This window comes from Halomonas sp., assembly GCF_041689495.1.
GTDB lineage: Bacteria > Pseudomonadota > Gammaproteobacteria > Pseudomonadales > Halomonadaceae > Halomonas.
Map to the genome: position 1 here is coordinate 1 of NZ_JBDNGD010000537.1, position 3278 is coordinate 3278.

4 protein-coding genes are annotated in these 3278 nt (G+C 62.4%); all 4 read left to right on the forward strand.

The window, feature by feature from the left end:
• The coding region (locus ACESMD_RS15630; RefSeq protein ID WP_372614783.1) for a PhoH family protein at nt 1-267 on the forward strand (267 nt) is incomplete at its 5' end.
• Nucleotides 267-788, forward strand: coding sequence for an rRNA maturation RNase YbeY (ybeY, locus tag ACESMD_RS15635; protein ID WP_372614785.1), 522 nt, complete (start codon nt 267-269; stop codon nt 786-788). The genes ACESMD_RS15630 and ybeY, both read left to right, overlap by 1 nt.
• Nucleotides 785-1654 (forward strand): HlyC/CorC family transporter, encoded by an 870-nt coding sequence (locus ACESMD_RS15640; RefSeq protein WP_372614787.1) that lies wholly within the window; start codon nt 785-787, stop codon nt 1652-1654. Before ybeY ends, ACESMD_RS15640 begins: the two co-directional genes overlap by 4 nt.
• A gap of 37 nt (nt 1655-1691) precedes the next feature.
• Nucleotides 1692-3152, forward strand: a complete 1461-nt coding sequence (gene lnt / locus ACESMD_RS15645) for an apolipoprotein N-acyltransferase (protein ID WP_372614789.1) — start codon at nt 1692-1694, stop codon at nt 3150-3152.
• Nucleotides 3153-3278: the final 126 nt, after the last annotated feature.

Consider the following 3278-nt stretch of genomic DNA (forward strand, 5'->3'; position numbering starts at 1 on the left):
GACCTGCCCCGCGGTCAGACATCAGGACTGATCCAGGTACTCGAGGTGCTCAGGGAGACCCCGGGCATCGGCGTCACCCACTTTGCGGCCAAGGATGTGGTTCGCCATCCCCTGGTGCAACGTATCATCGAGGCCTACGATCACTTCGAGGCCGAACAGGAGGCCAAGGACAGGGCGAAGCGCGAAGTCCGTGACCAGGAACGCGAGGCCATTCGCCATGAACGGCTGGACAGGATAAATCGCAGCGACAGTGAGCGAATGGACTGATGCGACCCCTCCTCGTCGACCGCCAGCTTGCCATCGAGGCCGACGGACTCCCCGGCCAGTCCGACCTCGAGGCCTGGGTGTCGCAAGTGCTGAACCGCCATCCCGATGAACACCGCCACGAACTGACCATACGTTTCGTCGACGAGACAGAAAGCCGGACGCTGAATCGTGACTATCGAGGAAAGGAACGCCCGACCAATGTGCTCTCCTTCCCCTTCGAGGGTCCGCCCGGGATCGAGCTGCCCTTGCTTGGCGACCTGGTCATCTGCCATCCTGTGGTGATCAAGGAGGCCCTCGAACAGGACAAGTCGCCCCTGGCTCACTACGCTCATATGGTGATCCATGGAACCCTGCACCTGCTGGGGCATGACCACATCGAGACCCTCGACGCCGAGGACATGGAAGCCCTCGAGGGCGAAATACTGGCGGTGCTGGGTATCCCGGGCCCCTATGACGCCGATTCCCCCGCAGGCAATGAAGCGGGACGACCCGATCACGAGGACGAGAGACCCGACGCATGAGCGAAGACCGATCGACCAGCCAGGGCAACAAGTCCTGGCTCGAGAAGTTTTTCAGTGCCCTTTCCAGCGACAGCGACGAACCCAGTTCCCGGGACGAGTTGCTGGAATTCTTTCGACAGGCCGGCTCGCGCCTCAAGCTCGAGCAGGATGCCATGATGATCATCGAAGGCGCCCTTCAGATCAGCGACCAGCAGGTCCGGGAAGTGCTTATCCCTCGCTCTCAGGTAACGACTATCGCCCTCGACCAGCCCCTGGAGGAATATCTGCCGGTAATTCTGGAGACCGGCCACTCCCGCTATCCGGTCATCGGCGAGAACCTCGACGAGGTCAAGGGCCTTCTGCTGGCCAAGGACCTGCTGCCGCTATTGCGTCGCGGCAAGGAGAATGGCGTCCCCTTCAGGCTGGAGGAAGTCATTCGTCCGGCCATGTTCGTGCCCGAATCCAAGCGTCTCAACAGCCTGCTCAAGGAGTTTCGCGACACCCACAACCACATGGCGGTGGTCGTGGATGAATATGGCGGTACCGCCGGCATCGTCACCATCGAGGACATCCTGGAACAGATCGTCGGTGACATCGAGGACGAGCATGATATCGATGAGGAGGACGACATCCGGGAACTCGGCGAAGGACGCTTCGCCATCCGTGCCCTGACCCCCATCGAAGACTTCAACGAGCATTTCGAGACCGACTTTTCCGACGAGGAATTCGACACCCTCGGTGGCCTTGTCATGCAACGCTTCGGCCATCTGCCCAGTCGTGGAGAACACACCGAAATCAAGGGGTGGAGCTTCACGGTACTCAATGCCGACAACCGCCGTATCCGTCTGCTGGAAGCAGAGTTATGCGATGTCACGGATGAAGACTGACCCTGACATGGCGATGACCAGGGACGCTAAAGACGCCATGCACGGGTTGACGCCCAACCGCTACCTCGGTTACTTCCTGGCCCTGGTGGCGGGTGCCATCACCACGCTCACCGCCTCGCCCTTCGAGCTATGGTGGCTGGGCCCGGTCGCCATCGGCCTGGTCTACCAGGACATCCATGCCCTGACCCCCAGCCAGGCGGCCCTGCGCGGCTGGTGCTATGGAATCGGACTCTTCGGTTCGGGTGCCTCCTGGGTCTATGTGTCGATCCACGACTACGGCTATACCGGTGTGCTCCTGGCCCTGTTTCTCACCGCCTTGTTTGTCACCGGGCTGGCACTCTTCTATGCGCTTACCCTCTGGGGCTATCGCCGTTTCTGTGGACCACGCCTGGCCTTTCTCACCTTCGCGGGGGCCTGGGTAATCGGCGAATGGTTGCGAACCTGGCTGTTCACCGGCTTTCCCTGGCTGCTCCTGGGAACGGCACATGTCGACTCGCCACTCGCTGGCTGGGCGCCCGTGGGCGGGGTCTACCTGCTGTCCCTGATCACCGTGCTCACCGGCACCCTGGGCGTGGCATTCCTGCATCGACGCTGGTGGGCAATGGTACCCATTGTGGTCCTGTGGCTTGCTCCCCAAGGACTGCCGAGCCAGTGGACCTCGCCCTCCGGCGAGCCGGTACGCCTTGCCCTGCTACAGGGAAACCTTCCCCAGCTGATCAAGTGGACGCCGGAAGGCCAGCGGGTGGCAGTCAATACCTACAGCGAGCTGACCCGCGACCTGCCGGACGATATCGATCTGATCATATGGCCCGAAGCGGCCCTGCCGATGTTCGAAGACCAAGCAGGCCCCATCCTGGCTCGTGTGCAATCCAATCTTCCCCCCGATACCGCCCTCCTCACCGGTATCCTGCAACGCGAGCAGGAAGGCCTCTACTACAACAGCGTGATCGGGCTCGGTAACGTCGAGGGGGAATACCGCAAGGCACACCTGGTGCCCTTCGGCGAGTATCTCCCACTGGAACCCCTGCTCAAAGGTACCCTCGCCTTCTTCGACCTGCCCATGCCGGCCATGACACCGGGACCGAAGAACCAGGCACCGATCCAGGCGGCGGGTCTCAGCATCGGCAACGCCATCTGCTACGAGATCATCTATGCCGATCTGGTAGCCGACCGGGCCCGACATGCCGAGCTGCTGCTCACGGTCTCCAACGACACCTGGTTCGGTGCTTCCATCGGTCCACTGCAACACCTCCAGATGGCGCGTCTCCGTGCCCTGGAAAATGGCCGTTTCGTGGCACGCGCCACCAGCAACGGCGTGACCGCCATCATTGATCCTCTGGGCAGGATTACCGACGTGGCACCCCAGTTCGAGACCACCCGCATCACCGGGGATGTCATGGCCATGAGCGGGCTGACACCCTTCACCCGCACCGGCAGCTGGCCCACCTGGCTGCTGGCTGGGCTGTTGGTCATACCGGGGCTGCGCCTGTGGCGCTGAGCCACGTAGGCAGGATAGGCCGAAGGCGCCATCCGGCGTGACAGGTCACTGACCGCTAACGCCCGGTGCGCTATCGCTTACCGGGCCTACTATTGCCAGGGCTTCGCCCGAAGCGCCTAGCGCCTA